Annotated in this window: 20 protein-coding genes; 9 read left to right on the top strand and 11 right to left on the bottom strand. The window is 58.0% G+C overall.

The window, feature by feature from the left end; all coding sequences use genetic code 11:
- Positions 1–4: 4 nt before the first annotated feature.
- The 4 genes from GOX73_RS15890 to GOX73_RS15905 are packed head-to-tail and all read right to left on the bottom strand — an operon-like array spanning position 5 to position 4,833.
- On the bottom strand, positions 5–547 hold the full coding sequence (locus tag GOX73_RS15890; protein WP_171126573.1) for an RSP_2648 family PIN domain-containing protein: 543 nt from the start codon (positions 545–547) through the stop codon (positions 5–7).
- Entirely contained in the window at positions 544–1,746 is a 1,203-nt protein-coding gene (locus GOX73_RS15895; RefSeq protein WP_171126572.1) for an RSP_2647 family RNA methyltransferase, read from the bottom strand. The genes GOX73_RS15890 and GOX73_RS15895 overlap by 4 nt, the downstream gene beginning before the upstream one ends.
- 38 nt (positions 1,747–1,784) lie before the next feature.
- Complete coding sequence (locus tag GOX73_RS15900) at positions 1,785–2,057, bottom strand: hypothetical protein (protein ID WP_171122235.1); 273 nt, start codon at positions 2,055–2,057, stop codon at positions 1,785–1,787.
- Positions 2,044–4,833 carry a glutamine-synthetase adenylyltransferase gene (locus GOX73_RS15905; RefSeq protein ID WP_171126571.1) on the bottom strand — a complete coding sequence of 930 codons (2,790 nt, stop codon included), beginning with the start codon at positions 4,831–4,833 and terminating at the stop codon, positions 2,044–2,046. Before GOX73_RS15905 ends, GOX73_RS15900 begins: the two co-directional genes overlap by 14 nt.
- Positions 4,834–5,053: 220 nt before the next feature.
- Here GOX73_RS15905 and GOX73_RS15910 point away from each other — a divergent pair, with 220 nt between their 5' ends.
- The 4 genes from GOX73_RS15910 (at position 5,054) to GOX73_RS15925 (ending at position 7,274) form a co-directional block, all read left to right on the top strand.
- A complete protein-coding gene (locus tag GOX73_RS15910) occupies positions 5,054–5,476 on the top strand; it encodes a DUF2852 domain-containing protein (RefSeq protein WP_171122230.1) in 423 nt (140 codons plus the stop codon).
- Positions 5,477–5,543: 67 nt separating this feature from the next.
- Positions 5,544–5,975, top strand: coding sequence for an RDD family protein (locus GOX73_RS15915; protein ID WP_171122228.1), 432 nt, complete (start codon positions 5,544–5,546; stop codon positions 5,973–5,975).
- Between the two features lie 78 nt (positions 5,976–6,053).
- Positions 6,054–6,878 (top strand): arginyltransferase, encoded by an 825-nt coding sequence (locus GOX73_RS15920; protein WP_171122227.1) that lies wholly within the window; start codon positions 6,054–6,056, stop codon positions 6,876–6,878.
- A 6-nt stretch (positions 6,879–6,884) separates the two neighbouring features.
- Positions 6,885–7,274, top strand: coding sequence for a VOC family protein (locus GOX73_RS15925; RefSeq protein ID WP_171126570.1), 390 nt, complete (start codon positions 6,885–6,887; stop codon positions 7,272–7,274).
- 138 nt (positions 7,275–7,412) lie between these two features.
- On the opposite strand, the gene GOX73_RS15930 is transcribed toward GOX73_RS15925, so the two are convergent.
- The 3 genes from GOX73_RS15930 to GOX73_RS15940 form a co-directional block, all read right to left on the bottom strand.
- Positions 7,413–9,767, bottom strand: a complete 2,355-nt coding sequence (locus GOX73_RS15930; RefSeq protein WP_171122223.1) for a TRAP transporter large permease subunit — start codon at positions 9,765–9,767, stop codon at positions 7,413–7,415.
- 17 nt (positions 9,768–9,784) lie between these two features.
- On the bottom strand, positions 9,785–10,711 hold the full coding sequence (locus GOX73_RS15935; RefSeq protein WP_171122221.1) for a TRAP transporter small permease subunit: 927 nt from the start codon (positions 10,709–10,711) through the stop codon (positions 9,785–9,787).
- A gap of 122 nt (positions 10,712–10,833) precedes the next feature.
- Positions 10,834–11,916, bottom strand: coding sequence for a TRAP transporter substrate-binding protein (locus GOX73_RS15940; RefSeq protein ID WP_171122219.1), 1,083 nt, complete (start codon positions 11,914–11,916; stop codon positions 10,834–10,836).
- Positions 11,917–12,164: 248 nt separating this feature from the next.
- On the opposite strand from GOX73_RS15940, the gene GOX73_RS15945 reads away from it, so the two are divergent.
- Both GOX73_RS15945 and GOX73_RS15950 read left to right on the top strand, forming a co-directional pair.
- On the top strand, positions 12,165–13,598 hold the full coding sequence (locus GOX73_RS15945) for a cache domain-containing protein (protein WP_171126569.1): 1,434 nt from the start codon (positions 12,165–12,167) through the stop codon (positions 13,596–13,598).
- Positions 13,595–14,242, top strand: coding sequence for a response regulator transcription factor (locus GOX73_RS15950; protein ID WP_171122217.1), 648 nt, complete (start codon positions 13,595–13,597; stop codon positions 14,240–14,242). The genes GOX73_RS15945 and GOX73_RS15950 overlap by 4 nt, the downstream gene beginning before the upstream one ends.
- Positions 14,243–14,333: 91 nt before the next feature.
- Here GOX73_RS15950 and GOX73_RS15955 read toward each other — a convergent pair whose 3' ends face one another.
- Complete coding sequence (locus GOX73_RS15955; protein ID WP_171126568.1) at positions 14,334–15,179, bottom strand: 2OG-Fe(II) oxygenase; 846 nt, start codon at positions 15,177–15,179, stop codon at positions 14,334–14,336.
- A 422-nt stretch (positions 15,180–15,601) separates the two neighbouring features.
- On the opposite strand from GOX73_RS15955, the gene GOX73_RS15960 reads away from it, so the two are divergent.
- From GOX73_RS15960 to GOX73_RS20790, 3 genes are all read left to right on the top strand, one after another.
- Positions 15,602–17,353 (top strand): acetolactate synthase 3 large subunit, encoded by a 1,752-nt coding sequence (locus GOX73_RS15960; protein WP_171126567.1) that lies wholly within the window; start codon positions 15,602–15,604, stop codon positions 17,351–17,353.
- 66 nt (positions 17,354–17,419) lie between these two features.
- Positions 17,420–17,980, top strand: coding sequence for an acetolactate synthase small subunit (gene ilvN, locus GOX73_RS15965; RefSeq protein ID WP_171122214.1), 561 nt, complete (start codon positions 17,420–17,422; stop codon positions 17,978–17,980).
- A gap of 292 nt (positions 17,981–18,272) precedes the next feature.
- On the top strand, positions 18,273–19,025 hold the full coding sequence (locus GOX73_RS20790; RefSeq protein ID WP_254428709.1) for a helix-turn-helix domain-containing protein: 753 nt from the start codon (positions 18,273–18,275) through the stop codon (positions 19,023–19,025).
- A gap of 9 nt (positions 19,026–19,034) precedes the next feature.
- Here the strand turns inward: GOX73_RS20790 and GOX73_RS15975 are convergent, their stop codons facing one another.
- From GOX73_RS15975 to prfB, 3 genes are all read right to left on the bottom strand, one after another.
- Positions 19,035–19,817: a DUF2189 domain-containing protein gene (locus GOX73_RS15975; protein WP_171126566.1), complete on the bottom strand. Its 783-nt coding sequence runs from the start codon at positions 19,815–19,817 to the stop codon at positions 19,035–19,037.
- A 36-nt stretch (positions 19,818–19,853) separates the two neighbouring features.
- Positions 19,854–21,248, bottom strand: a complete 1,395-nt coding sequence (locus GOX73_RS15980; RefSeq protein ID WP_171126565.1) for an amidase — start codon at positions 21,246–21,248, stop codon at positions 19,854–19,856.
- A 186-nt stretch (positions 21,249–21,434) separates the two neighbouring features.
- Complete coding sequence (prfB, locus tag GOX73_RS15985; RefSeq protein ID WP_171126564.1) at positions 21,435–22,559, bottom strand: peptide chain release factor 2; 1,125 nt, start codon at positions 22,557–22,559, stop codon at positions 21,435–21,437.
- Positions 22,560–22,589: the final 30 nt, after the last annotated feature.

Raw genomic sequence — 22,589 nt, forward strand, 5'->3', positions numbered from 1 at the left:
TTATCTAGTTTGCGAGCGCCTTGCCCAGACGCGGAAGGCGGGCTTTTTTCATCAGGGCACGGAGGTTCCATTGGTCGCCCGACAGACGGTTGGCTTCGGCCAGAACCCTGTCGGCGAGCTCTGCCATGTCGACCGGATTTTCCGACCAGAACCCGTGAAGCAGCGCGTCGGGATCGCGGCGCTCAAGCCCTTCTTCCGAAAGGACGTTTCTTGGGAAATCCCTTGCGTTCACGGTAACGATGGCATCCGCAGACGAGGAAACAGCCGTCGCCAGAACATGAATATCCGCCGGGTCGGGCAACCAAAGTCTCTGCGCTAGCCCTGGGTTCTCCGCGTGTTCGGCTTTTGGCCAGTTTGCCTGTGTCAAAGCAATTTCAGCGCGAGCTTGCGCCTCACCTTCCGGACCGAGTTTACGGGCCGCGCGCGCCCATTCTTCTAGAATGCGCGCGGACCAGACCGGTGTAAAATGACCAAGTTTGGCCGCCCCCAGCAGCATCTCTCGCATCACCGTCGAGTAAATGACGCAGGTATCAAGAACGGCCTTCACAGCCGATAAAACACAGCTTTGAGGTAACCGCTTTCGGCCAATTGCGGCAATTGCGGGTGATCGGGTCCGGCAAACCCGGTATGGATAAGCTGCGCCTGCCGCCCTGCCCGACCAATTCCTCGCGAAGAAGCATCGCGGAACCGACCAAGGTCAGCCGCGTGCGAGCAAGAACACAGGCCAAGATAACCGCCCGCCTTCACCAGCGGTGCGGCCAGTCGCGCCACACGTTCATACGCGCGCAGCCCCGCGTCCAGTGCCTGTTTCGACGGGGCAAAGGCCGGCGGATCACAGATAACGACGTCGAATTGGGCACCCTCCTGCCCCAGTTGTGTCAGAACATCGAAGGCGTCGCCTTGCCGGGTGTCGAACCTTCCGTCAAACCCCGAGGCTTGCGCACCCTTGGTGGCCAGTTCCAGCGCAGCGGCTGAGCCATCGACGGAAAGCGCGCGTGCCGCACCGCCGGCCAGCATCGCAAGACCAAACCCACCAACGTGGCTAAAAACATCCAACACTTGTGCGCCGGGTTGCACCAAACGCGCGGCAAACGCGTGGTTGGGGCGCTGATCGTAGAAAAGACCGGTCTTTTGCCCGCCGGTCAGATCGGCCATGTAGGTCGCGCCATTCATTGGAACCGGCAGCGGGTCATCGGGGGCCTTGCCGCGCAACGTGAGGTTAGCATCATCCAACCCCTCAAGGCCGCGTGTCCGGCCCGAAGCGTTTTTCAACACGACCGAAACGCCCGTCACAGAAACCAGAGCATCGGTCAGAGTCTCAAGGTGTTTTTCAGCCCAAGCCGCATTTGGCTGAATAACGCAGGCATCACCGAAACGGTCGATGATCACGCCGGGAAATCCGTCCGCTTCGGCATGGATCAGGCGATAATATGGCGCGTCAAACAGCCGTTCACGCATCTGAAGCGCGCGGCGCAGACGGGTCTCAAACCAATCGGAATCCAACGTGGCCTCCAGATCACGGTCCAGAACGCGGCACATGATCTTGGAGTTCGGGTTCACCGCGACCAGCGCAATGGGCGAGCGCTTTTCATCTTCGAGAACCGCAAGGGCACCGGCCTCGATCTTACGCGTCCGGCGGTCGGTCACGATGTCATTTGCATAGACCCAGGGAAAGCCATGGCGCAGCCCGCGTGCGTTGGCTTTGGGTTTCAGGCGAATACGGGGGCGATCGGCGGCTTGGGTCATGGCGCCCTCTTAGTGCCGATTGCCCGCAGGGAAAAGCCCTAGCGCGAACGCGAACGCCATCCGCCCCGTCTTTTAGGGGTTTTGGCGGCTTGCAGACCTTCGGCCAGCACCTTCGTCATAGGATGATCCGCTGCCTGCGCTGAATAGGCGGCGTGTAGGTCAACCAACGCCAGAGCCTGATCCCGTTCAGCAGGCAGGCTGAGCGCCCAGTCCAGAAAGATAGAGCGGCATTCCGGCAAAGTGATGCCATCAATGCGATAGGCTTCGCGGATAAGACCTTTGTGGTCGTTCGGATCGTCACTGCGCGCCATTGCCGTCCTCCTTGATCACGCTGGCGATAATTTCGGCAGCGCTTGAATACCTCTGCTGCAGCTCGGCCTGAAGCTGTTCAACCTGTTCGAACCCAGTGGCCCGGCACAGGAAATCTGACCCGCCCTGGCCTATTTTGTCCGCTTCGATCATCTTACCGGACAGCAGCCGAGCCGCACATTGTACAGACCAGCATAAATCGTAGCATTCTTTGAGTGTTTGCGCCTGCGCGACGTCCAAAAGCCCGGCAGCGACCGCGCCGTCCAACCCTGCGTGAACATCGTGCTTGGTCTCACCCGACAACAAGGCTCCGGTTTCGGCCATCAACTCAATATCCATCATGCGCCCTGCGCCGTTCTTGGCGTCCCAAATACCAGACGGGGATTTCGCCGCCGCCAAACGGACGCGCATTTCTGCCACATCGTTCAATATCTGCGCTTGATCTCGGGGGTGGGACAGGAGTACTGCGCGAAACGCCTCAATTTCCTCGGCCAGTCCCGGATCGCCCGCCACGACCCTGGCACGGGTCAGGGCGAGATGTTCCCAAACCCACGCTTCATTTCGTTGATAATTGGTGAAACTCGCCCAACTCGTCGCAACGGGACCCTGATTGCCGGAAGGGCGCAGGCGCATGTCCACCTCATACAACCTGCCCTGAGACATAGGGGCAGACAGCGCCGTAATCAGCGCCTGCGTGAACCGGGCATAGTAAGTCCGGGTTGCCAAAGGTCGCGGGCCGTCAGACATGTCCTGATCCAGCGGATCGTAGATCAGGATGATATCCAGATCGGATTGCGAGTTTATTCGGCCAGCGCCAAGCGACCCCATGCCCAGAACGGCGGCCCCACGTCCCGGCGCGGGGCCGTGTTTCAGGGCGAATTGTTCTTCCACGCATGGCAGGATCGCGGCGATCACAGCCCCTGCCAGTTCCGCATATTGTTGTCCGGCCTGCGCCCCGTCGATCAATCCACGCAAGTGATGCACACCGACCCGAAAGTGCCACTCTTTGCACCAACGCCGCGCGAGGTCCAACTGGCTTTCATAATCCCCTTCCTGCGCCAGTGCCTGCTGCAAATCGGCCTGCAGAGCGGATCGCCCCGGCCAGTCATCAAAGAAGCTGCCCCCAATCACCGCATCAAACACCGAAGAATTGCGCGACAGGTGCGCCGCCAGCGCATGAGAGGTTCCGACAATGTCAATCAACAGGTCAATCAAGTGAGGGTTGGCTTCGAACAACGAAAATAGCTGTACACCCGCTGGCAAGCCCGAAAGAAACCCGTCCAGTGCCAACAGCGCCTCATCCGGTTTCGCGGTTTTCGAAAGGCGCGACAGAAGCTCGGGCTTAAGCCTCTCGAAAATATGCGCGCCCCGTTGCGATCGCAACGCCGGATAGGTGGGCCAGCGGGCCAGAATGCTTTGATCAAACCCGGCCTCTCCGGCAGGTTTCGGCGTAGACGAGCCGGGCGCAAAGAAACCTTCGGTCAGCTCGTGGACTTCGGTCAGGCGGCGGGTCAAGTCCGCCGTCAGTTCGGCGCTGTCGATCCCCATAAGGCAGGCGACACGTTCGATCCCATCAGGCGACTGAGGCACCTTGTGGGTCTGGGCATCGTGGATCATCTGAATCCGATGTTCGACATCCCGATGGGCGCGATAATGGTCCGTCAGCTTTTCCGCGACATCCCGTGGAACCCAGCCCTTGTCAGCCAAGGCTGCCAGCCCGGGCACCGTACCACGAACCCGCAGATCTGGGTCGCGCCCTCCGGCGATCAACTGGCGGGTCTGTGTAAAGAATTCGATCTCACGGATGCCGCCCTGCCCCAGCTTCATGTCATGGCCCGGTATGGTCAACGCGCCGCCGGTGCCTTTGTTCTCGCGGATACGCAGACGCATGTCATGGGCATCCTGAATGGCGGCAAAATCCAGATGCCGCCGCCAGACAAACGGACGCAGCGTGTCCAAAAAGCGCTGTCCTGCCTCAATATCACCTGCGCAGGGCCGCGCTTTGATATAGGCTGCGCGCTCCCATGTGCGGCCAAGGCTTTCGTAATACCGTTCGGCGGCCTCAGCCGCAATGCACACAGGCGTCACCCCCGGATCGGGACGCAGACGCAGATCGGTGCGAAACACATAGCCATCTGCCGTCTTGTCGCTGAGCGTCGCGCAGAAATTTCGTGTGGCCCGGACCATTCCGTGTCGCGCATCATAGAAATCGTCCGGATCAAACCGGGTTTCATCAAACAGAACGATCAGGTCGATATCCGAGCTATAGTTCAGCTCGTGCGCACCCATCTTTCCCATGGCCAGAATGATCATCCCGGCAGCAGTTTCCACATCGTCCTCGGTCATGCCCGGCAGTTTGCCCCGCCGGATCAGCGCGGCGATCTCAGCTTTGGCCGCAACGTCGGCCGCTAGTGCGCCAAAATCCGTAAGGGCCGCCGTAACTTTCTCCAACGGCCATGCACCGGCCAGATCAGCCAGAGCGGTCAGAAGCGCCACCCGCCGCTTGGCCTGTCGTAATCCGGGCTTCAACTGATCCGCTGGCAGATTTTGTACGCCCTGCATCACATCTGCCAGTGCCTGATCTGGCTGGGTTAAAGCCTGCGCAAGCCAGTCCTTTTCTTGCGCAACAAGCCCATTCAGATAAGGGCTCGATCCGGCGGCCCCAGCGATAAGTTCGCCGGCTTCAGGTGCGAGATCAGTGACAAGCGCACGCGCCTCTGCCCCCAACGACGGATCGAAAGGTAGAGGCATTCGTTGGATGGCGAGTGGTCCTGACATTAACCCTCCGGCGGAAAGACAATACAAGGGATTCAAGCCCCAATTAGGAGATGGCGTAATTTCAATGCCTTGCGCAAGCGGAAACTAACCTTTTCTCGGCGCTTTGCTATGCACCGCCCATCCAAGATGTAAATCTTTTTCACATTCACCCCTTGCAACCTGCCGCATACCCCCCATCTAGATGATGTGAACGCAATTTACATTAACCCGGAGACCCCAAATGACCGCACTTTCCGACCACGCCGTCCCTGAAAATCCGGGATGGCTCTACCGCGCCGAAGCCTGGCTTGATGATAAGGGAAAAGGGGCCTGGATCGCTGTAATGGTCCTTGGATTCATCTTCTTCTGGCCCGTAGGCCTGGCCATTCTGGCCTATATGATCTGGAGCAAACGCATGTTCAGCAAGTCCTGCAGCCGCCGCAAAACCTGGCACAGCCACATGAGCGCCATGAAACCCTCGGGCAACAGCGCCTTTGATGCATATAAGGCCGACACCCTTGCCCGTCTGGAGCGCGAACAACAGGATTTTGAAGCGTTCCTGCGCCGCCTGCGCGAAGCCAAGGACAAGGCCGAGTTCGATCAGTTCATGGACGAACGCGCCCGCGAAAACCGCGATCCAAGCGAAAACGGCGAGAACGCCTGATCCAGACTTGCCCTGCCCCGCCCGATCGGGACAGGGTAAACCACACAACAACTCGGAAATTCCCTACATGACCCATTTGCCTGACCCTGACCGCCAGCCGGAGTTCTATCAGTCCGTGGCGATCAAACGCTTTGTCGCGTGGTTGTTTGACATCGCCTTTGTCTCGCTGCTCTGCACAGTTGCGATCTTTCTGACCTTGGGCATGGGCTTGTTTATTCTTGCCCTGATCTACGCGGTCGTCAGCTTTATCTATCGTGTCGTGACCATCGCAAATGGCTCAGCCACTTTGGGTATGCGGTTCATGGGCATAGAATTGCGCGATTCCTTTGGGGCCCGCATGGATACCGGCAAAGCCTTGGCACACACCGCGGGCTATTTCGTCAGCATGGCTTTCCCAGTCCTGCAGATCATCTCGGTCATCATGATGCTGACCAGCGCGCGGTGCCAGGGGCTTACAGATGCTTTCCTTGGAACGGTCATGATCAACCAGCGCGCGTAATAATTATCCAACTGCTTGAATCACTTGGCGGTACCGGGATCGGTTGTTATCATCCGTTTCAGGAAACCTGGAACATTCATGCGACACACGCTGCCAATAGCGCCACAATTCTATGTGACGGCCCCACAACCCTGCCCTTATCTTGAGGGCAGGATGGAGCGTAAGTTGTTCACCGCCCTACAGGGCGAAGGCGCGGATCAGCTCAACAACTCGCTGTCTCAACAGGGATTCCGCCGGTCGCAGAACGTGCTGTACCGCCCGTCTTGCGCCGATTGCGCAGCCTGCCTGTCCGCCCGGATAAACGTGTCCGAGTTTCGCACCAGCAAAAGCCAAAAACGCGCCATCAAACGCAACGCCTACCTCCAGCGCAAGGCGAACTCGCCTTGGGCAACAGATGAACAATACGAACTGTTCCGCCGATATCTGGACACGCGCCACGCGGATGGCGGCATGGCCGATATGGATGTCTTCGAATTTGCCGCGATGATCGAGGAAACTCCGATCCGCAGCCGGGTCGTGGAATACGCGGACCCGACCACCGGTGACCTGATCGCCGTAAGCCTGACGGACGTCTTGGATGACGGGCTTAGCATGGTCTATTCTTTTTACGACCCGAACCAGCCGCAAAGCTCTTTGGGGACGTACATGATCCTCGATCACATCGACATCGCCCGCGAAGCTGGCCTGCCATACGTCTATTTGGGGTATTGGGTACCCGGAAGCCCCAAAATGGGATACAAGGCCCGCTTCTCCGGGCTCGAAGCGTACGTTCGGGGCGAATGGATCAATGTCGGCAATCCGTCGGAATTGCCGGACTCCAGTCATCATCCACTGTCCACTGCCCCCATTGCCGAACAGGTAGCCAATATCCAACTACCCGACCGCCACCCGACCAAGGGCTGAGGCAAAATGCGCCAAAGTCTCCACGCGGTGACGCTGGTGGTCCCGGATTATGACGCAGCCATCACATTCTATACGAAAACGCTGAAATTCACCGTGCTGCAGGATATTGACCTGGGCGCCGGAAAGCGATGGGTGCGCATCGCACCGCCAGGATCAAAGCAGGGATCGCTACTGCTTGCTCGCGCAGACAACCCTGACCAGTCCGCGTCAATCGGCAACCAGACCGGCGGGCGCGTAGGCTTCTTTCTGGAAACCGATGACTTCGACCGCGACCACGCCAAAATGAACGCCGCAGGTGTTCACTTCGAGGAAGCCCCCCGACACGAGCCCTACGGAACGGTCGCCGTCTGGCGCGATCCCTTCGGAAACCGCTGGGACCTCATTCAGTTCACCTGATCCGTCCCTTCATCTGGCCAAAAATATCCCGGGGTTGAATTGGCCGCAGGCCAAGAAGGGGCTGGCCCCTTCCCAAAACGCCAAAGCAAAGGGGGCCAGCAGGCCCCCTTTTCATTTTCACTGAATGACACCCAAAGATCAGTTCGGGATCAGATCCGGAACGATTGTCACAATCGACGGGAAGAACCACAGGATCGCGATTCCGACCACCTGGATCAGCACGAAAGGAATGATCCCGCGATAGATATGCCCCGTCGTGACCTCCTTCGGTGCAACCCCCCTCAGATAGAACAAGGCAAATCCGAAAGGTGGCGTTAGGAACGAGGTCTGCAGGTTCACCGCGACCATGATCGTGACCCATTTCGGATCAAACGATCCGCCATAGATCACCGGGCCTACGATGGGGATCACGATGTAGATGATCTCAAGGAAATCCAGCACGAACCCAAGGATGAACAAGACCAGCATCACGATCAGGAAAACCGTAAACTCGTTGTCAAAGCTCCTGAGGAATTGCTGAATGTAATGTTCCCCACCAAACGAGATCACCACAAGGTTCAACAATTGCGACCCGATCAGGATGGTGAAAACCATCGAGGTCACCTTGGCGGTTTCCCGTACCACCGGCGTCAGAACACCACTGGTAAACAGAACCCAGCACCCATAGATCAGGCCGAACAGGGCGAACAGGTAAGCGCCATATGCGATGAAGAAGGCAATCCAGGTTTCCGCCGTCACACCGCCCTGGTTGATGCGCAGGTCAAAGTTGACCCCCATGAGCAGGGCAATGATCACGGCAAATGTCGACCAGATGATCACCTTGCCGGATCGTCCCTGATCCTGCAGTTTGCGATAGGCCGCCAGCATGATCGCACCACCAGCCCCCAGCGCAGCCGCCGGAGTTGGGTTCGTCACACCACCCAGGATCGAGCCGAGAACCGCGATGATCAGAACCAGCGGTGGGAACACCACACGGATCAGATCATTGGTCGCGCACCGCGCCGCAGCTTCCTTACAGCCATACATGGCCAGCGCAAACGGCACCGCCAACAGCAGGAAGGTCGCCCCGGACGATGTTGTCGGCGCGATCAGAAGCACATCCACCAATAGCATCAGCAACAGGCCAATGGCCCCAACGATCAGGGGCTGCGTAGACTGCGACGGTGCAATTCCCCGTCCCATGACCAGCGTCAGACCCAGCAGAACAACCATCACGGCGACACCTGTTCCGATCGGTGCAGCCGCTGCGATTTTGGCTTCCTGAGCAGCGGCCAGTTCCTCTTCGGTCAGTCGAGTGGCTTCGCTGGTTCCGCCTGCAGCGTCGATAGCCTCTTGCTCGGCCACGGCCTGATCCCAGGCGGATTGACCATGCAGGTCGATCATCGAGGCCTTACATTCCGCAGACACGTTGGTACGCAGCGATGCGCCCTCTCCAATGTCAGAGAACGCCGAAACGCTGATGTTCTGGCTGCCGATGATACCGGCGCTACTTAGCATTACCGCGCCCACGATCAGGGCGACCGGCGCGCCCAGCAACCAGGTCAGACCTTCGGCGCGAGTAATCACTTCGCCACTGCCGCCCGACAGTTCAACAGCCGGAGCCTTATCGGGGTTAAGCAACGCATATCCGAACGCATAGAGCGCATAGAGCAATGCCAGCATGATCCCCGGCAGCAGCGCCGCCTGGAACAACGTGCCGACCGAAACCACCGCCGGCTCACCCAGATAGGTCAGCGCGTCGGTACAGCCCGCTTCAACTGCGCGGGTTTCCTGAGCGGTTGAATACAAATCTCCCGCCAGAGTTCCCAGCAGAACGATCACGATCGAGGGCGGAATAATCTGCCCCAACGTACCCGAAGCGGCGATCACACCCGTCGCCAGTTCAGGCGAATAGTTGTTCCGCAACATCGTCGGCAACGCCAGCAGGCCCATGGTCACCACGGTGGCCCCGACGATCCCGGTCGAGGCCGCAAGGAACGCGCCCACAACAACAATCGACACAGCCAGACCGCCCGGCAGCGGTCCGAAAACGCGCGCCATCGTCGTCAGCAGATCGTTTGCAATCTTCGAGCGTTCAAGCGTGATGCCCATCAGGACGAACATCAGAACGGCCAGCAGAGTTTCGATCGACTGCCCCGCCAGAACACGTTCATTCATGCGGTTCACGATGAACGAGACGTTGCGGTCAAGGGCCGTTTCCCAGCCCGATACAAAGACCGGCTCAGCTATGCGCGGTAAGTCCGGGTATCGGAACACCGATATCACATCTGGCTTGATCCCAGAATTCACCACATCCCGATAGGCTTGTGAGCTGGTATCAATCGCCTGATGTATCAGCAGCCCGGCACTGTCCAGCGCCGCAATGATCCCGAATGAGATGATCCCCGCCCCACCGATGGCAAAGGCCACCGGAAAGCCGGACAGAATGCCTCCGAAAAGGCAGAAGAACACGATAATGAGGCCTATCTCGACGCCATCAAGTCCGAATAACATAGTCTGGGTCCCCGTCCCTAATGTGCGCCTTCGTAGGCTTCTTCACCCTCACCAAGGCTGTCCTTGTCGAGGTATTTTCCAACGCTGTCTGGCCCTTCCACATATTCCAGATACGACCGGTACAGGAACGCGATGGCGTGCAGGAACACCATGCCCGCGAAGGCCACCAGAAGGATCTTGAACAGGAAGTAGGCGTTAAACCCATTCGGGCTGAAGCCGATGGTTTCCACGTTCCAACGCAGCGCGCGGGATTTCAGAACCAGCTTGTCCAGTGTATCGCTGGCCGAGGGCTTCGGCACGATTAGGTGCCGCCACATGAAGTACCATCCGTACATCCATGTCAGCACCGCCATCGGCATCATGAACAACAACGCACCCAGCATGTCGATCACACGTTTGGCCCGGTGGCTGATGCCTGCATAGATCAGGTCAACCCGAACATGTCCGCCCTGCACGAAGGTATAGGTGCAGCACAGGCACACGACCATTGCGTTATAAAGCTTCAGTTCTTCGGCATACCAACTGATATCCATCTGGATCGGGATACCGAAACCAAAGGCCATATCGGGCCGCGCGAACACCCGCTGCATGAAAACTATGACGATTTGCTGGATGACCATCAACAGGCCCGCCCACGCAAAGAAGCGTCCGGTTGTGTTGGCGAACCCCTCAAGGCCGCGCACCATGCCCCACATGAAGTTCCGATAATACAGACCGATGGCGGTCAGAACCAAAAAGATGGTGAAGATCACAAAGAAGAACTCGACCGACCCGCCATAATAGACAAAGCGCATGATGGCTTCTTTGTCCGACCAGTTCAGCCAGAGTTGCGGATGCGTGATGGCATATCCGAAATTATAGAAGGCTTCGGCAATGTTCTGAATGAACCAAACCAGTCCATTCCACAGGGCGCCGAAGAACGAGATACCGTTTTCGTCCTGCATGTTGTCCCCAGGTCGCGTCAGTTGCACCGCAGCTTATTGTTGGCTTGTCCGAGCCCTGCATGTGCAACGGGAAAGGTTTCCCCGCACCTGGCGGGGAAACCAATTGAGTTTAGTTCCTGCGATTAGCCGCGAACGCGGTCGCGCTGTGCAGTGTAGGCACCCGACGACAGGTTCAACCAGGCCGAAGACGCCGCCATCGAAGCCATCGCGCTGTCGTGGATCTTCTTGAACAGCTCGTCGCCCATGTTTTCGTCCAGAACTTCCTGGCTGGCGGTGCCGAAGGCATCCCAAACGCTGTCCGGGAATTCCATGACCTTCACGCCGCCCGACTGCAGACGCTGCAGGGCGGCACCGTTGTTGGCCAGGAATTGCGCCAGGTTCCACTGGTGCGCTTCGGCGGCAGCGATCTCGATGATCTTCTGCTGTGCGGGTGTCAGTTCCTCGAACACGTCGCGGTTGGTCGCCAGCGACAGACCTGCGCCCGGCTCGTGGAAGCCAGCGGTGTAGTAGGTCTTGGTGATTTCCTGGAAACCGGCCTTTTCGTCGGCCCAAGGTCCGATCCACTCGGTCCCGTCGATCGCGCCGGAGGACAGTGCCTGATACACTTCCGAACCCGGGATGTTCTGAACGGACGCGCCCAGTTTACCCAGGGCTTTACCGCCCAGACCCGGCATGCGGAACTTCAGCCCGTTAAAGTCTTCGGGGCTGTTGATCTCTTTCGAGAACCAGCCGCCCGCCTGCGCACCGGTGTTACCGGCCAGGAACGACTTCAGGCCAAAGATCTGACCCAGCTCGTCATGAGCTTCCATGCCGCCATCATGGTAGTACCAGTTCACCAGTTCCTGCGCGGTCATGCCGAACGGAACAGCGGTGAAGAAGGCATAGCCCGGGTGCTGACCCACAAAGTAATAGTCCGCCGCGTGGTACATGTCGGCCTGACCCGACGATACCGCGTCGAAAACTTCGAACGCGCCAACCAGTTCACCGGCTGCTTTGATGTCAACGGTCAGGTTGCCGTCAGACATTGCGGTGATGCTGTCGGCGCAACGCTGCGCGCTGTCGAAAACACCTGCCAGACCACGACCCCACGAGGTCACCATGGTCAGAGTGCGCTTGCCCTGCGCGTAAGCCGGAGCCGCCAGCGTTGTGGCCGCAGCTGCCGAGCCGCCCAGAGCAGATGTTTTCAGAAATGAACGACGATCCATATGAGTGTTCCTCCCCTACATATCCAATACCCCAGCCGATGCCGGGGGCAGTCGTTGTCAGTGCGCGCCAGCCTAATGACCCCGAATTGAATGTGAATACCTACTACTACGTAGGAACCGCGGTTTTTTGGCGGCTTGGGTCGTGAATTTGACGCCAAACACCACAATTTTCCGACCTATGGCCGGGAAGAACGATCAAAAGTCCAAAAATTTTGCAATTTGCCGCAGGCTTGCGTATCGATTCGACCATGAGGGGATTCCGAAACCTGATTTCGCTGACCTATGGCCAGAAATTGTCGCTTGTCGCGGCGATTCCCTTGGTCGTGGCCGTCGCTGCGATAGCACTGTTCGTGACGTATGAATCCCGTGCAACGGCCGAGCGCGAGATTCAGGCGCTGGAACGCAGGCTGATCGAGGCCAAGAAGGAAGAACTGCGCAACTATGTAACCCAAGCCCGCAACGGGTTCGCTTACATCTATGGCCGCGCATCAACTGACGACAAGGTGGCGCAGAACCTTGTGACGCAAATCCTGTCGGCGATGATCTACGGCAAGGATGGGTTCTTTTTCGTTTATGACTATGACGGTAACAATCTGGTCAGCCCGCGCCAAACCCAGTTCATCAACCGAAACTGGGAAGGCCTGACCGACAGCGACGGCACGCCCGTTGTTGATGAGTTCATTCGTCTCGCCCGTCAGGGGGCCGGATGGCACAGTTTCATGTGGCAAAAGCCCTCAACCGGGGAAGAGGCGCAGATGATCGCCTATGTCGTCGGCCTGCAAGATTGGCGCTGGGCCGTGGGGACCGGTGTTTTCATAGACGATATTGTTGCAACGGTGGCCAATGCCCGCGCCGAGGTCGAGGCCCGCGTGCAGCGTACCTTCATGTATATCGGCGGCATCGTACTGGCCGCCGTGCTGATCGTCTTTGCCTCGGGCATGTTGCTGAACTTCCGCGAACGCAGGCTGGCCGACGCCAAACTGAAAGAGCTGACCCAGCGTGTGTTTGACGCGCAGGAAGAAGAACGCGGTCGCGTGGCCCGTGAGCTGCATGACGGGATCAGTCAGATATTGGTCGGTGTGCGCTATGCTTTGGACAACGCCCGTCGCCGCTTGGCGCGGGGTGATGACGCAGGCGCACGCGTTCCGTTGGAGAAAGGGATCGACCACCTTGGCACTGCCATCACCGAGGTCCGCCGCATCAGCCGCGACCTGCGCCCGGGCGTTTTGGACGATCTGGGGCTTGGCCCGGCGCTCAAGGCGCTAACCGACGATTTCCGCGAACGCACCGGGATTGAGACCGAGTTTTCAACCGTTGTCTTCCGTAACCGTCTGGATCAGGACAGCAAGATCGCGCTGTATCGCATCGCCCAAGAAGCCCTCACCAATATTGAGCGTCATTCGGGGGCAACGCGCGTTACAATTGATTTGCGCGGCCATAAGAAAGGCGCGACAATGCGCATTACCGATAACGGTCGTGGTCTGCGTAGCGACCCCGGACAGGCAAGCGCCGGGATCGGATTGCGGAATATGCAAGAGCGTATCGAACAGCTTGACGGCTCATTGCGTATTCTGTCATCACGCGGCCCACGCAGCGGCACGGTGATCGAGGCCAGCCTGCCCCTGAGTCATTTGTTGCCACCACGCGAAGACGCGACCCCAAACCGAAAGGCCGGTACATGAGCGACCAAACGATCCGGGTCCTTATTGTAGATGACCACCCGATGGTTGCCGAAGGGATTCAGTCAATCCTTGAAAGCTATGACGAAATTCAGGTCGTCGGAACGCTCAGTAGCGGACAAGAGGCGGTGGAAAAGGCGACAGACCTGGCCCCAGACGTCATTCTGATGGACCTGAATATGCCGGGGCTTGGCGGGTTGAGTGCCACCGAGATCATCCTGGAACGCCTGCCCCGGACCCGCATCCTTATCCTGTCAATGCATGACAGCCCGGAATACATCTCGACCGCGCTAAGTCATGGTGCCAAGGGATATGTCCTCAAGGACGTCCCAACCGAAGAGATCAAACAGGCCATCGACGCCGTAATGCGCGGGGAACAATACCTTTGCACGGGTGCCAGTGGCTCGTTACAGCCCAAGGGCGAAAGCACCCGTGAGGCGCTGACTGGGCGCGAACAGACAATCCTGCTGGAGCTCGCCCAAGGCAAGTCGAATAAAGAAGTCGCTCAGGCGCTGGATATCTCTGTTCGCACCGTCGAGACGCACCGCAAGAACATCAAACGCAAACTGGGCATATCATCGACAGCCGGTCTTACACGCTATGCGCTGGAACACGGCGTCCTACAAGGCACAAGCCCCGGATTTTGATCCCGCAGCGCGCAGCGCAGCGACGCCCAACCAGCGGAGGCGCGCCAAAGGCGCGTCGACAATGGGCGGGAGGGCCTTCTGCCGACCAGCATCAGTCAAGCAGACTGTCTCGCCTTACCCCTTCCCGCTCCAGGTGATGCGGCAAAACACGGCCATATAATTGCCGAGTTCGTTCGACCCCGCCGCACATACCTTCGGCCTCGACAAATGAAAAAATCCCCACATACCGGCTGGACGACCCTTTGACAGGCGCAACGCGGTGTAGAGAGTAGCGCCCTTTGAATATCTGCAGGTCGCCGGGTTGCAGTTCAAGCTTGCGCACCCGCGCTCTGTTCCCGTCCAACACCGAAGCGACCGTGTCAAAATTCTCGTCCGAAGAACTGCGCAGGTTCGGCACATACTCGAACGCGCCGCCCTCCTCTCCGTTTTGGATGGCCAATGTCACGGTGTAGTTGTTGGTGTCGAAATGCCAAGGGAAGCCCTGCCCTTCCTCAACGACATTGATAATGACGTCCGCCAGCGGGTCATCATAGCGAAAGAACCGATCCTCGGCCTCATCCAAGGCCGCGCGGATGAAAGGTTGAAAGCCCTCAAATTCATAGATTCGGCGCAAAGGTCCGGATGTTTTGAAATTATCAGCCGGCACAAAGGCATTGGACCGATCATAGAACCGCCGGACAGGATGATCCGCCGCCAACCCAGGATCATCCTTCGTGAAATAGGCGTTTGTTCGATTGAACGAGCGATGCGCTTTTGGGGCGGTCGCCCGCGCCTCTTGCAGCAATTGCGCCAACCCTTCGGCGTGCACAAAACCCGGCAGGACGGCGCATCCGTCCTGATCCAGTTCACGCCGCAAATCGCCGATCAATTGATCATACGCCCGCGAGCCCGGACAATCGATCGGATACCGTCCCAGATCCACAAGATCGTGCAACATTTCCCGCCTCCTCTGCCTGCAAAGACAAAGTCAGCGTACTCAACCCAATCGGCCGATCATGCTTGTTTGGGACATTGCCACGACGCTTTCCGACACTGTTATTTTTGCGATGCACATGCAGACGACAGGAAATCTTCTCGAATCTTCCGGCCAGGCGCCAATACGCGCAATAAAATGTCGCAAAATTCATCGCTCAAGATACAAAATTGGTACGATTGCCTGTTGACGCCCCCTTTTACCGCCCATAATGTCCCTGCACGCAAAAAAGGAGCCTCTGGCGATGAAAGCGCTAGTCGTAATCGTAGGAAACACGCGCATGGGCCGGTAACGGTAAACCATAATCCAACCCATGCGCCTCCGAAAATCTCGGGGGCTTTTTTTTGGCAAAACGCAAGACACATGTCGCGAACGGAGCAAAGCAGATGACACGTGAGATGACCGGCGCAAAGATGGTGGTTCAGGCCCTCAAGGATCAGGGCGTGGACACGGTATTCGGATACCCCGGCGGCGCCGTGCTACCGATCTATGATGAGATTTTTCTGCAAAACGACATTCGCCACATTCTGGTGCGTCACGAACAAGGGGCCGTCCACGCCGCCGAAGGCTATGCGCGGTCGACCGGAAAACCCGGCGTTGCGCTTGTGACCTCGGGTCCCGGTGCCACTAACGCGGTGACCGGCCTGACCGATGCGTTGCTGGATTCGATCCCGATCGTTGTTTTGACCGGTCAGGTGCCGACCTTCATGATCGGCTCGGACGCGTTCCAAGAGGCTGACACCGTCGGCATCACCCGCCCCTGCACCAAGCATAACTGGCTGGTGAAGGACACGGATTCGCTGGCCGAGACCATGCATGAAGCTTTCCACGTCGCCACCTCGGGCCGCCCCGGTCCGGTGCTGATCGACATTCCAAAGGACGTGCAATTCGCATCGGGTGAATATACCAGCCCGAAACCCTCGACCTCGCATTACCAACCGGTAATGAAGGGCGATCTGGAAGAGATCACCGAACTGGTAGCCGCGATGGAGACCGCCAAGAAGCCCGTCTTTTATACTGGCGGTGGCGTGATCAACTCAGGCCCTGCGGCCAGCCAGTTGCTGCGTGAACTGGTGGATTCGACCGGCTTTCCCATCACCTCGACCCTGATGGGTTTAGGTGCATATCCAGCTTCGGGTGAAAACTGGCTGGGCATGCTGGGCATGCACGGCCTTTATGAGGCCAATCTGGCGATGCATGATTGCGACCTGATGATCAATATCGGCGCTCGGTTTGATGACCGGATCACGGGGCGGATTGATGCCTTTTCGCCGAATTCGAAGAAGGCCCATATCGACATTGATCCATCGTCCATCAACAAGGTGATCCGTGTGGACATCCCGATTGTGGGCGACGTCGCGCATGTTCTTGAGGATATCCTGAAGGTCTGGAAAGCGCGCGGTCGCAAGACCGATGCTGCGGCAGTTTCCAAATGGCAGGAACAGATCAGTGACTGGCGCAAGGTCAACTGTCTGGCTTACACCAACAGCGCAAAGACGATCAAACCGCAATATGCGCTGCAACGCCTTGAAGAGCTGACCAAAAAACACGACCGCTATATCACCACCGAGGTCGGCCAGCACCAGATGTGGGCCGCGCAGTATCTGGGCTTTGAAGACCCCAACCGCTGGATGACATCCGGTGGTCTGGGCACCATGGGCTATGGCACCCCGGCCTCGATCGGTGTGCAGATGGCCCACCCGGACGCGCTGGTGATCAACGTCGCGGGTGAGGCTTCGTGGCTGATGAACATGCAGGAGATGGGCACAGCCGTTCAGTACCGCCTGCCTGTGAAACAGTTCATCCTGAACAACGAACGTCTGGGTATGGTCCGCCAGTGGCAGGAGCTGCTGCATGGCGAGCGGTACTCGCATTCGTGGTCCGAAGCGCTGCCCGACTTCGTTAAACTCGCCGAGGCCTTCGGAGCCAAGGGTATCTTGTGTTCCGACCCCGCAGATCTGGATGACGCGATCATGGAAATGATCAACTATGACGGCCCCGTCATCTTTGATTGTCTGGTGGAAAAGCACGAAAACTGCTTCCCCATGATTCCGTCGGGCAAAGCCCATAACGAGATGCTGCTGGGCGAGGCCGAGACGCAGGGCGTGATCGACTCCAAAGGTTCGGTTCTGGTTTAACAACATTCGTCGGAATTGACCGTGCGCCCGACGCCCGGTTTTCGCAAGATGATGAAAGGGACGTAAATGTCTGCCCTACATATCAAAAAAGGCGCCACCCGCCATTCGGCCTATAACCTACGGCCCACCTTTTCAGACGTTCAGGAACGTCACACGATAGCAGTTCTCGTCGAGAATGAGCCCGGTGTACTGGCGCGTGTGATCGGGCTGTTCTCTGGTCGCGGCTATAACATCGAAAGTCTGACCGTGGCCGAGGTTGATCATACCGGCCATCTCAGCCGTATCACCATCGTCACCACCGGCACCCCACAGGTGATCGAACAGATCAAAGCGCAGTTGGGTCGGATCGTGACTGTGCACGATGTCCACGACCTGACTGTCGAAGGCCCCTCGGTCGAGCGGGAATTGGCGATCATCAAGGTCGTCGGTGAAGGCGACAAGCGCGTCGAAGCCCTGCGTCTGGCCGATATTTTCCGCGCCAACGTAGTCGACAGCACCTTGAATTCGTTCATTTTCGAAATCACCGGCGCACCGGACAAGATCGACGCCTTTGCCGATCTAATGCGCCCGCTGGGATTGGTCGAAGTGGCCCGCACCGGAGTCGCAGCCCTGCTGCGCGGTGACTGATAATATCCACCCCGCCCTTGGACGACCCCGTGGGCGGGGTATCTGTTTCCAAAATCCGCACCTAGCAGGATTTCGGGATTCCCTTTTCCGCCCTCTGCGGAAAACCGCCATAAAGATCAAACAAAACGAACTAAAGCCTATTGCGTTTACGCTTTTGCACGCTAGCCTCATGGAGTAGCGTGGCGTTGGGATGCGCCCGTTAGCGTATTCAGTGAAATTAAGCGCAATACCATTCGTTGGCCCGTGCGCTGTTTGTTACCCTGCAAAGTCACAATAAGAACCTGGGACACAAATGACGAATAACACTCGCAGCCCGGCGGAACTGCGCAAGATGTTCGGCGCAAATCTACGGCGATTGGCAAGGCAGTACCCCTCGGTTTCCGAACTCTGCCGCCAGCTTGGAATAAACCGGACGCAATTCAACAGATATCTCGGCGGTGAAAGCTTTCCGCGCCCGGACGTTCTGGACCGGATTTGCAATTTCTTCGAGGTCGACGCGCGCATTCTTCTGCGCCCTATTGACGAGATCGACTTGCCTCCGGTCCACCCAGCAGCCTCGGCGCTGACTGAATTTCTGGGTTCCGGCCCCGGGACACTTACGGAAAACCTGCTTCCGGCGGGTTTCTATTTTGTCTCCGAGACAGGGCTGGACGAACCCCATGCGACCCGGCACAGGGTCCTGCATGCGCGCAGGCTACCGCAATGCACACTGGTCCGAAGTTATGAACCACCCTCAGGAGAAGATAGCGTTGCGTCCAACCTGCGTGAGGTTCAGGGTATTGCAGCATGCGCTGGCCGCCAGATCTATATCCTCATGTCCAGCCGCGCATCGCAGAACAGTCGAATTTACCTCGTGAAACGCGGGAACGACGCGCAATCTGATCAATGGCGAGGCGTTGCGATTTGTCTGTCAAAAACCACCGCGAATGACACAACAATGCGCAGGCTTGCGCTGCGCTATCTTGGCCCCAAACCCAAGGCGGCGCTTTCAGCGGCAAGGGCCGCCCGACGCGCTGAACGAACAGCCGAAGAAATAGTGGCCTGAACTGGGAACTTAATCCGGCTCTACCGTTTCTGCCTGAGTAATCAAGCGGTAGAGATGCCAACTTGCATGGCCAAGCAGCGGCAACACCAAAAACAAGCCCAGAAACCAGGGCACCATCGCCACAAAAGTCAGAACAGCCACGAACACGCCCCACCCCAGCATGACTGGAAAATTTGCGCTGACATAGCTGTAACTGGCAATCATGGCGGTCACAAAGTCCAATTCCCGATCCAAAAGCATCGGAATCGACAGCACCGTGATCATGTAAAGAACGGTTGCGAAAACCGCCCCGACCACCGATCCCACTGCCAGCATCGTAAGTCCATTGGGCGTCAGATACACCTCAAGCGAGGTGGATACGTTGGTCATGGTGGACAATCCCATGAACAGGGCAAAGATCATATGACCCAGAAAGAACCAAAACAGAAACATCACGACGATGATCGCACAGATAGATGGCAGTTGACGCCGACCTTGTTGTGCAACCACCCCAAAGATTGCCCCGAATCCCAGCGGCTCGTTCTGCTCTAGCCTGTGCGACACCTCATACAATCCAACAGCGGCAAACGGACCGAGCAGAGGAAACCCAATCGCGGCCAACACAAGCCAGTAAGACGTTTGCGTCTGAATCGTGACCCAGGCAATGGCCCAACCCGCCACCACGTAAACGCCGGCAAACATCAACCCGAACATCGGCGCGCGACGAAAATCCACCCAGGCCCGGCGCATGGCCTCGCGCAGCATGTCCGTCGTGACGGGCCCCATCTTCGGAACGCCAAAAGGCTTTTCCATTCTCAGTCTCTCCTCCCCTTATTCCACCCGAATTCGTCAGGCGGGTCGCTTCTGCGGCCATTTCGTAGCTTTGTGATACGCAGCCCCAATGGACAAAACACGCGCGTCCGCACCACGAGGTCCAAAAATCTGCATACCCATCGGCATCCCGTCGGGCCCAAACCCGGCCGGAACCGACAAACTTGGAAGTCCGATCAGGCTGACGGGCACAACAACTTGCATCCACCGATGGTAGGTATCCATCTTTTTCCCGGCGATTTCGGTTGGGTACGGCGTATCCAGATTAAAAGGCCAAACCTGCGCAGAAGGCAGGGCTAAGACATCAAATTCGTCAAACACCTCAACTGCGCGACGGAACCAATCCGACCGCACGAGGCTTGCCCGATGCACCTGCATTGCAGTCAACCCCAGCCCGCGATCAAGCTCCCACTGGGCTGTATCCTTCAGCATCGACCTGTGCTCGGTAAGCGGTGCAAGACCCGCGGCCACACTCCATGACCTCAGAGTCTCCCAGCTTTTCCACATCCTCTCGGCCTCAAATGGCGCATCCACGGCTTCAACAGTGGCCCCTAAGCGCGAGAAAACCTTCAGCGCATCCTCACAAAGATCGAAAATTCCATCCTCATACGGAAATGCGCCGCCCCAATCCCCCAACCAGCCGATGCGCACCCCTTTCAGATCAGCCGGTGTAACCGGTGATACGGCCTGAACTGGCGCGCTCAGAGGCTGCCGCTTGTCGGGGCCGGAAATCACGTCCAGCAAAAGCCCAAGATCCTCAGGGCTTCGGGCCATAGGCCCCAATGTCGATAGTTGGTGCAGAAATCCATCCCCAACGGGCTGTGCCGGCACGAGCCCCCACGACGGGCGGAACCCGTAGACATTATTCCACGCAGCCGGGTTGCGTAGGCTGCCCATCATGTCCGACCCATCCGCCAACGCGACCATCCCGGTGGCCAACGCAACAGCAGCACCTCCAGATGATCCACCGCAGGATCGTTCCGAGTCATAGGGGTTTCGTGTAGCCCCGTAGACAGGGTTAAACGTATGCGACCCAAGCCCAAATTCGGGCGTGTTAGTCTTACCGATCAATATCGCACCAGCATCCCGCATCCGCGCCGCGATCAGGTCGTCCTCGTCAGGCACATCATCCTTGAATAATGGCGACCCCTGCGAGGTCGGGATCCCCGCCACATTCACAAGGTCTTTGACAGCGACGGGCAACCCATGCAGCGGTCCTTTGATCGGCCCCTCATCCAAGGCCCGCGCCTCTGCCATCAGATCATCTTCGTCGCGCAAAGCAACGATAGCATTCAAAGCTCCGTTGACCTCAGCGATTTTGTCCAGGGTTGCGCGCATAACGGCGACTGCTGAAACACGTCGCCCGGACATCTCTGCCAACAATGCAGTCGCGCTCGTTTGTCTTAGGTCCATTCGGGGCTCTTTGGCATTCGCATCACTCTGTGGTGATCAGCCTAACGGGGGCGCCCTGTCAATAAAACCCACTGTTTAGATGTATCTTTCCCGGTCACCCGGAACCTGGGGATCCCCTTCATCTGGCCCAAAATATCCCGGGGGAGTCGCGGCTTGCCGCGGCGGGGGCAGCGCCCCCTACCCAGCTTAATCGCCCTGCGCCTCGGACCGGCTTTTGCCCGCCACGTTCAGCGCCAGCGTCGCCGCCATGAACTCATCCAGATCACCATCAAGTACACCTTTGGTGTCCGAAGTTTCGTGGTTCGTCCGCAAATCCTTGACCATCTGATAGGGCTGCAACACGTAAGACCGAATCTGGTTACCCCAACCTGCGTCACCCTTGGCCTCGTGCGCGGCGTTGATATCGGCGTTCCTGCGATCCAGCTCTTGCTGGTACAAGCGCGATTTCAGGGCCTTCATCGCAATATCGCGGTTCTGGTGCTGCGATTTCTCGGAACTCGTCACAACAATGCCAGTTGGGATGTGCGTAATCCGCACGGCAGAATCCGTGGTGTTCACGTGCTGACCACCTGCGCCAGAAGACCGATAGGTATCAATTCGAATATCCGACGGATTCACCTCAATCTCGATATTGTCGTCCACCACCGGGTAAACCCAGACCGAACTGAACGAGGTATGCCGCTTGGCCGCCGAGTCATAGGGCGAAATCCGCACCAACCGATGCACACCGCTTTCCGACTTCAGCCAGCCATAGGCATTATGGCCGGAAATCTTGTAAGCGGCGGACTTAATCCCCGCTTCTTCTCCGGCGGTCTCAGATTGTAGCTCGACCGTGTAACCCTTCTTCTCGGCCCAACGCACATACATCCGCGCCAGCATTGACGCCCAGTCGCAGCTTTCTGTGCCGCCCGCGCCCGAGTTAATCTCGAGAAAGGTGTCGTTGCTGTCCGCCTCACCGTCCAACAGCGCCTCAAGCTCTTTCTTGGCGGCTTTGGCCTGCAAGGACTTGATCGCAGACTCGGCGTCTTCGACAACCTCGTTGTCCTCTTCCATCTCGCCCAGTTCGATCAGTTCGATATTGTCGCTCAAATCCGTCTTGATCGACTCATATGTCTCGATCGCGTCTACTAGCATCTGACGCTCGCGCATCAGTTTCTGCGCGTTTTCCGGGCTGTCCCAGAGGTTGGGGTCCTCAACCCTCGCGTTGAATTCCTCCAACCGGTGCGGCGCAGTTTCATAGTCCATGCGCTGCGCAAGCAGCTCCAGAGACTTTTCGATTTCCGCCACGATATTCTGGGTTTCGGCGCGCATGGTTACGTCCCAACTTGCTCAATCAGGCCT

This window comes from Ruegeria sp. HKCCD7221 (assembly GCF_013031225.1).
In the GTDB taxonomy this organism is placed as follows: domain Bacteria; phylum Pseudomonadota; class Alphaproteobacteria; order Rhodobacterales; family Rhodobacteraceae; genus Ruegeria.

Excerpts from the sequence above, each read along its gene's own strand:
- GOX73_RS15945 (WP_171126569.1), top strand. The coding sequence starts at position 12,165 with ATGAGGGGATTCCGAAACCTGATTTCGCTGACCTATGGCCAGAAATTG.
- GOX73_RS15930 (WP_171122223.1), bottom strand. The coding sequence starts at position 9,767 with ATGTTATTCGGACTTGATGGCGTCGAGATAGGCCTCATTATCGTGTTC.
- GOX73_RS15935 (WP_171122221.1), bottom strand. The coding sequence starts at position 10,711 with ATGCAGGACGAAAACGGTATCTCGTTCTTCGGCGCCCTGTGGAATGGA.
- GOX73_RS15905 (WP_171126571.1), bottom strand. The coding sequence starts at position 4,833 with ATGTCAGGACCACTCGCCATCCAACGAATGCCTCTACCTTTCGATCCG.
- GOX73_RS15915 (WP_171122228.1), top strand. The coding sequence starts at position 5,544 with ATGACCCATTTGCCTGACCCTGACCGCCAGCCGGAGTTCTATCAGTCC.
- GOX73_RS15960 (WP_171126567.1), top strand. The coding sequence starts at position 15,602 with ATGACACGTGAGATGACCGGCGCAAAGATGGTGGTTCAGGCCCTCAAG.
- GOX73_RS15920 (WP_171122227.1), top strand. The coding sequence starts at position 6,054 with ATGCGACACACGCTGCCAATAGCGCCACAATTCTATGTGACGGCCCCA.
- GOX73_RS15900 (WP_171122235.1), bottom strand. The coding sequence starts at position 2,057 with ATGGCGCGCAGTGACGATCCGAACGACCACAAAGGTCTTATCCGCGAA.
- ilvN (WP_171122214.1), top strand. The coding sequence starts at position 17,420 with ATGTCTGCCCTACATATCAAAAAAGGCGCCACCCGCCATTCGGCCTAT.
- GOX73_RS15950 (WP_171122217.1), top strand. The coding sequence starts at position 13,595 with ATGAGCGACCAAACGATCCGGGTCCTTATTGTAGATGACCACCCGATG.
- GOX73_RS20790 (WP_254428709.1), top strand. The coding sequence starts at position 18,273 with ATGACGAATAACACTCGCAGCCCGGCGGAACTGCGCAAGATGTTCGGC.
- GOX73_RS15910 (WP_171122230.1), top strand. The coding sequence starts at position 5,054 with ATGACCGCACTTTCCGACCACGCCGTCCCTGAAAATCCGGGATGGCTC.
- GOX73_RS15940 (WP_171122219.1), bottom strand. The coding sequence starts at position 11,916 with ATGGATCGTCGTTCATTTCTGAAAACATCTGCTCTGGGCGGCTCGGCA.
- GOX73_RS15895 (WP_171126572.1), bottom strand. The coding sequence starts at position 1,746 with ATGACCCAAGCCGCCGATCGCCCCCGTATTCGCCTGAAACCCAAAGCC.
- prfB (WP_171126564.1), bottom strand. The coding sequence starts at position 22,559 with ATGCGCGCCGAAACCCAGAATATCGTGGCGGAAATCGAAAAGTCTCTG.
- GOX73_RS15980 (WP_171126565.1), bottom strand. The coding sequence starts at position 21,248 with ATGGACCTAAGACAAACGAGCGCGACTGCATTGTTGGCAGAGATGTCC.
- GOX73_RS15975 (WP_171126566.1), bottom strand. The coding sequence starts at position 19,817 with ATGGAAAAGCCTTTTGGCGTTCCGAAGATGGGGCCCGTCACGACGGAC.
- GOX73_RS15925 (WP_171126570.1), top strand. The coding sequence starts at position 6,885 with ATGCGCCAAAGTCTCCACGCGGTGACGCTGGTGGTCCCGGATTATGAC.
- GOX73_RS15955 (WP_171126568.1), bottom strand. The coding sequence starts at position 15,179 with ATGTTGCACGATCTTGTGGATCTGGGACGGTATCCGATCGATTGTCCG.